Raw genomic sequence first — 6,242 nt, forward strand, 5'->3', positions numbered from 1 at the left:
TTGGGGATGCCCCGAAAAAAAGCACTACTATGGTTCAAAACGTCGTGCGATAATTTCGCAAGAACCCCGATGACGGCGCGCCCGGCATGCGCTAAGTTGCGTGCTCCCGGTCACTCAGACTTGAAGCTCCATGTTCGATCGTCGCAAGCCTCCTGCTGCCCAGCCTTTCGTCACCCACGAAAATATCGAAGCCAAGGTTAAGTGGTTCGACCCCGAAAAGGGGTTCGGTTTCGCATCGCCCTCCGATGGCTCGGGCGATGTCTTCCTGCATGTCTCGGCGATCGGCCCGCTCGACCAGCAGGACCTGCTGCCCGGCGCCACGATCGTCGCCGATCTCGGCGAAGGACGCCGCGGCCTCCAGGTCGTCGCCGTCCATGAGATCGACGCCTCCACCGCAACCCAGACCGCGCCCGCTCCGCGCGCCTTCTCGCCGCGCCCTCCGCGTGACGATTTCGGCGGCGGCTATGGCGATCGCGACCGGGGTGGCTATGGCGGCGGCGATCGCGGCTACGGCGATCGTGATCGCGGCGGCTTCGGCGGCGGTGATCGCGGCCCTCGCGGCGGCGGTTTCCAGGACCGTGACAGCGGCCCGGTCGAAGGCCCCTTCGACGGCGCCGTGAAGTTCTTCAATTCGGACCGCGGCTTCGGCTTCATTGCGCCGGACCAGGGCGGCCCGGATGTCTTCCTGCACGTTTCGTCGCTGAGCCGTTCCGGCCTTCAGGCGCCGACCGACGGGCAGCGCGTGCGCTTCTCGATCCGCGCCGGCCGCAAGGGCCCGGAAGCTGCGAACGTCAGCTTCATCTGATCCGAATCGGATCCCAGAATGTCGAAGGCCCGCCATTGGCGGGCCTTTTTCTTTCGGCCGCCACAGGCAGCCACATTCGTGAGCCGGGGAGCACGCCGACGCGCTCCCCGGGTTCAGCCTCAGTGATCGTGATCGTCGCCTTCCAGGCCGCCGATATGCTTCTGGGTATAGAGCTCCAGGCCGACGCGCCCGATCAGGTCGAGCTGCGTCTCGAGGAAGTCGATATGACCTTCCTCGTCCTTCATCAGCGCCTTGAACAGATCCTCGGAAGGATAGTCGCCGACATCGCGGCAGTACTTCGCGGCTTCCTGATAGAGCGCGCGCGCCTCGACCTCGGCCTTGAGATCGCACTCGATGACTTCCTTGACGTTCTCGCCGATGCGCAGCTGGTCGAGCGTCTGCAGGTTCGGGAAGCCTTCGAGGAAGAGGATGCGGTCGACGAAACGGTCGGCATGAACCATCTCCTCGATCGACTCCTTCTTCCAGGTCTTGGCCATCTCCTTCAGCCCCCAATTGTCGAGCATCCGGTAATGCAGCCAATACTGGTTGATGGCGGTGAGCTCCGAGCGCAGCCCCTTGTTGAGATATTCAATGACCTTCTTGTCGCCCTTCATGGCGGAGCACCCCAATCACTTACATTAGAATGATACTAATGTAGACAGGCTCTGTCCGGAAGGGAAGAGGAAAAACCGCATCCTGGGGCGCGCCCGCAGGCGCCAGCAAAAAAGCCGCCCGGCTCAGGCCGCGGCGGCTTCCTCGACGCGATCGAGGCCTTCGAGCATCCGTTCGACGGTGACATGCACCGCGCACTCGATCTCGCGGCTTGCGCAGCTGCTGCACTGGGTCGCGCAGGCAGCACGGGCTTCCGCGAGGAGGCTGCGAACCTCACGTGCGCACCGCCCGCAATCCGGGCTGCAGCCAAGGCAATCATAAGCCTCGCCCGCCGTACGCGGCCCGCTGCCGTCAGGAGCGATGGTACCCTTGATCTGGCGGCAGGAGATAACGTTGCAGGAACAAACGATCACGCGTGATGGTCCACCACGCACTTGGTCTGGACTTCCTCGCCATCCGCACTGCGCAGCCGCACGATGACCTCGACCGAGGAGATCATCATGCCTTCCGGCGCATCCGGCAGGCCCGAGACATGGATGGTCGAACCCGGGATATCGGTGACCGTCTCGTCGTCCTCATTGTAGAAATGGTGGTGCTCCGACACGTTGGTGTCGAAGAAGGTCTTCGGCCCGGAGACGGAGACCTGGCGCAGCAGCCCGGCTTCCGAGAACTGGCGCAGCGTGTTGTAGACGGTTGCCAGCGACAGCGGCTCGCGGGCGCGGATCGCCTCTTCATACAGCATCTCGGCGCTGACATGGCGGTCGCCCTTCGCGAAGAGCAGCCAGCCAAGCGCCATGCGCTGCCGCGTCGGCCGCAGGCCGGCGGTGCGGAGACGGTTCTTCACCGCGCTGATCGGGCACGAAGCAGGGTTTTTCTGCGGCCACGGAATATGGTCGCTCGCCACCGGCTTGTGGTCCAGATCCTTGTTCGAGAGAACACTCATCGTAACGCCTTCCACCGCGCCGGTTGCCCGGCCCGTAGTTTAGAAACTCTCTAAACTACTGATATTACTCACATATTTGGCAAGATCGCCATCGAATGTCAATCATTGCGGCTGCGACAACCGCCCGCGCCCAATGCAGAGCGATCACGAAATCGCGGGCCACGGCATGCGAAAGCCCGGATCTGTCCGGCTCCCGCATCCTCGCAAGCGGTCAGTGCCCCCCGCCGCCTCCGGCAGCCGCCTTCGGCGGCTTGCGCAGGAACAGCGAGAGCACGACCAGGCTGGCGAAGATCATCGTCAGGCCGAGGAAGACGTCGCCGAAGGCCATGATGAGCGCCTGCTTGTGGACGCGCTGGTTGAGCAGCGACAGCGCCATCTTCTGCGCCGCGTCACCGTAGTCGCCGAAGCGCTGCATCGTATTGGCGAGAGCTTCTTCCGCCACGCCGCGCCCGGCCACGACCATCTCGTGCAGCCGCGTGATGTGCAGGTCGGTGCGGGTATTCAGCATGGTGTTGATCACCGCCAGCCCGACGGCACCGCCGAGATTGCGGGTGAGGTTGTAGAGGCCCGAGGCGTTCTTGAGCTGCTGCGGCGGCAGCGTCCCCAGTGCGATGTTGTTGATCGGGACCATGCACAGCATCAGCGAGACGCCGCGCAGGATCTGGGGCACGAGAAGCTCGTGGAAATCCCAGTCCGAGGTGATGAACGAGGCCCACCACGTCCCCAGCGCGAAGCCCGAGAATCCGATCATCATCATCACGCGCGGGTCGAGCTTGGCCGAGAGCCGGCCGGCGATCGGCGCCGTCAGGAACATGCACAGGCCGGTGACGAACATGGTCTCGCCGATCATCAGCGCGTCATAGCCGCGGATGCGCCCGAGATAGACCGGGTAGAGATAGGTCAGCCCGTACAGGCCGATGCCCATGCAGAACGAGAACAGCGAGCCGAATGCGAAGTTGCGGTTCCTGAAGGCGTAGAGATCGACGAGCGGATCGTCGCGCGTCAGCGCCCGCCAGAAGAACAGCACCGCGCCGAAGACCATGACGACCGAGAAGAACACGATCTCATGGCTCTGGAACCAATCGAGCCGCGTCCCCTCCTCCAGCACATATTCGAGGCTGCCGAGGAACGCGGCCATGCCGGCAAGGCCGAGCCAGTCGAAGCGCTTGATCAGGCTGTGGTCGGGCTTGTCGAAATCGATCAGCGTCCAGGCCGCGATCGTCACGCCGATGCCGGGCACGACGTTGACGAGGAAGAGCCAGTGCCAGGAGAAGGCATGGCTGAGATAGCCGCCGACCGTCGGGCCGATCGTCGGCGCCAGCGTCGCCACGAGGCCGATCAGCGGGGAGACGATCGGGCGCTTTGCCGGCGGGAAGATTGTGAAGGCCGCGGCGAAGACGCCGGGGATCATGCCGCCGCCGATGAAGCCCTGCACGGCGCGCCACAGGATCATCTCGTTGATCGACGACGACATCGCGCAGAGCACGCTGGAGATCGTGAACCCGGCAGCCGCGATCGAGAAGAAGACGCGCGTCGACAGCGCCCGGCTGAGATAGCCGGACAGCGGGATCATGATCACTTCCGCGATCAGATAGGCCGTCTGCACCCAGGCGATCTCGTCGGCGGAGGCCGACAGGCCAGCCTGGATCTCCGCCAGCGAAGCCGAGACGATCTGGATGTCGAGGATCGCCATGAACATGCCGAAGACCATCGCCATGAAGGCGAAGATCCGGCGGAGCGGGATGGCGTCCGGGGCCGGCGGAGCTCCCGCCGGCGCGTTTACGGTCGCGGTGGCCATGACGGCCTCCTCGATTGAGGGTCAGCGCTGGCTGGCGGGGCGCGGGTCGATCGACACGATGACCGACATGCCTGGGCGCAGCACATGCTGGCCGGTCGATTCCTTGTCGAGCGCGATGCGCACCGGCACACGCTGCACGATCTTGGTGAAGTTGCCGGTCGCGTTGTCGGGCGGCAGCAGCGTGAAGACCGAGCCCGTGCCGCCGGCGATGCCGCTGACAGTGCCGTGGAAGACCTTGCCGGGCATGGCATCGACGGTGATGCTCGCCTTGTCGCCGACCTTCAGCGGCTTGACCTGCGTCTCCTTGAAGTTCGCATCGACATAGACCTGGTCGAGCGGCACGATCGACATCAGGCGCTTGCCGGCGCTGACGAGGTCGCCGAGCTGCAGATTGGTGTTGGCGACGACGCCATCGATCGGCGCCGCGATCTTCGTGAAGGAGAGATCGCGCTCAGCCTTCTGCTCGGCCACCTTGAGCTCGTCGATCTGCCGGGCGGCCTCGACGCGCTGCGCCTCCAGCACCCTGATATTGGCCTGCGCCTGCACGACGCCGGCCTTGGCGCTCGCGACAGAGGCGACGGCCTGGTCGCGCGCCGCGGTCGCGGCGTCCAGCGTGGCCTGCGAGCCATAGGATTTCGCAGCAAGGCTGTTGGCGCGCTCGAAATCGGCGGCCGTACGGGTCACCGCCGCCTCGGCGGAATTCTGCTGGGCCTGGGCCTGGGCAAGAGCAGCACGCGCGGCCTCGACCTGGCTGTCGATGCGCGCGAGCGTAGCCTGCGCCGTGGCCGTCTTGGCCCGCGCGCTTTCGAGCGCGATCCGCCAGTCGCCATCATCGAGCGCAGCCAGCGGCTGGCCGGCCTTGACCTCCTGGTTCTGCACCACGGAGACGGTCGCGATATTCGCAGCGAGCTTGGCCGAGATCGTCGCCATCTCCGCCCCGACATAGGCGTCGTCGGTCGAGACGATGAAGCGGCCATTGCGCCACCAGTCGATGCCGTACCAGAGGCCGGCGCCGACGACGGCGGTCGCCGCTGCCATCATGATGCCGCGCTTCAGCGGGCTCTTGCCGCCCTTGGCCTTGTCGGACGGCGGCGCCGGAGGAGCCTCGCGGGCCGGAGCCTCGCGTGCCTCGCGGGCGGTCGCCGGCTCGGCCGGCTGGGCGGTCTCGGCCGTGGCGTCGACCAGCTTCAACCGGTCACGTCGCGTTTCGGATGCGGTATCAGCAGACATTGTGCGTCCTGCATGTCAATTCGAACCACTCGGTTCGATTGCGCTTGAAATAGCGCGGAGGATGATGCATATCAAGTCAAATCGAACCGGTTGGTTCGATTCTTTTTTCGCAGTAGCCATGCAGGGTCCGCAGATCGGACCGGAAGATGATGTCGGACACCTCTGAAATCCCGGTAAAGACGGGGCCGCGGAATCGCCGGATCGCCGGCACCGACCCCGATAAGCGCCGCCAGATCCTGGACGGCGCCCTTCAGGTCTTCACGTCGCGCGGCTTCGACGCAGCGAGCATGAGCGACATCGCGGCGGCCGCCAATGTTTCGAAAGGCACGCTCTACGTCTATTTCGAGGACAAGGAGCACCTGTTCGTCGCGCTCATCCAGCGCGAGCGGGAAACCCAGAAACGCGGCGCGATCGAGGCCCTGAACGAGGATTCCGATCCCGTGCGCGCGCTGACCAATTTCGGGCGCTGCATCGTGCGCATGATCAACAGCGAACTGGCCGTCAGCGCGCATCGCGTCGTCATCGGCGTCGCCGAGCGCATGCCCGATCTCGGGCGCGAGTTTTACGAAAACGGCCCGATGCTCGGTTCGCGGCTGATTGCGCGCTATCTCGATCGCATGGTGGCCGAGGGCAAGCTCGCGATCGACGACACCTATCTGGCGGCAGTCCAGTTCCTCGACCTCTGCCAGTCGACTCTGACGCGGCCACGCCTGTTCAACGCGGTGCGCACACAACCGAGCGACGAGGAGATCCAGCGTGTCGTCGGCGAGGCGATCGCGATGTTCATGGCGCGCTATGCGCGTGCGACCGGCGCGGAGCCGGCCGCAAGCCGCTGACGCCCTATTTAATGGCCT

Annotated in this window: 6 protein-coding genes; 2 read left to right on the forward strand and 4 right to left on the reverse strand. The window is 65.0% G+C overall.

Annotated features, from left to right (window positions below; all coding sequences use genetic code 11):
- Positions 1–130 precede the first annotated feature (130 nt).
- Positions 131–805 (forward strand): cold-shock protein, encoded by a 675-nt coding sequence (locus tag ACIPIA_RS08590; protein ID WP_400508553.1) that lies wholly within the window; start codon positions 131–133, stop codon positions 803–805.
- A gap of 119 nt (positions 806–924) precedes the next feature.
- Here the strand turns inward: ACIPIA_RS08590 and bfr are convergent, their stop codons facing one another.
- The 4 genes from bfr to ACIPIA_RS08610 all read right to left on the reverse strand — a co-directional run bounded on the left by bfr (position 925) and on the right by ACIPIA_RS08610 (position 5,388).
- Positions 925–1,419, reverse strand: coding sequence for a bacterioferritin (bfr, locus tag ACIPIA_RS08595; protein WP_291669586.1), 495 nt, complete (start codon positions 1,417–1,419; stop codon positions 925–927).
- 407 nt (positions 1,420–1,826) lie between these two features.
- Positions 1,827–2,360 (reverse strand): iron response transcriptional regulator IrrA, encoded by a 534-nt coding sequence (irrA, locus tag ACIPIA_RS08600; RefSeq protein WP_400508555.1) that lies wholly within the window; start codon positions 2,358–2,360, stop codon positions 1,827–1,829.
- Positions 2,361–2,571: 211 nt separating this feature from the next.
- Positions 2,572–4,158, reverse strand: coding sequence for a DHA2 family efflux MFS transporter permease subunit (locus ACIPIA_RS08605; protein WP_400508557.1), 1,587 nt, complete (start codon positions 4,156–4,158; stop codon positions 2,572–2,574).
- 21 nt (positions 4,159–4,179) lie between these two features.
- Complete coding sequence (locus tag ACIPIA_RS08610) at positions 4,180–5,388, reverse strand: HlyD family secretion protein (protein ID WP_400508559.1); 1,209 nt, start codon at positions 5,386–5,388, stop codon at positions 4,180–4,182.
- 146 nt (positions 5,389–5,534) lie between these two features.
- Here ACIPIA_RS08610 and ACIPIA_RS08615 point away from each other — a divergent pair, with 146 nt between their 5' ends.
- Positions 5,535–6,224 (forward strand): TetR/AcrR family transcriptional regulator, encoded by a 690-nt coding sequence (locus ACIPIA_RS08615; RefSeq protein WP_400508561.1) that lies wholly within the window; start codon positions 5,535–5,537, stop codon positions 6,222–6,224.
- Positions 6,225–6,242 lie beyond the last annotated feature (18 nt).

This window comes from Allobosea sp. CER48 (assembly GCF_044752385.1).
Taxonomy (GTDB): domain Bacteria; phylum Pseudomonadota; class Alphaproteobacteria; order Rhizobiales; family Beijerinckiaceae; genus Allobosea.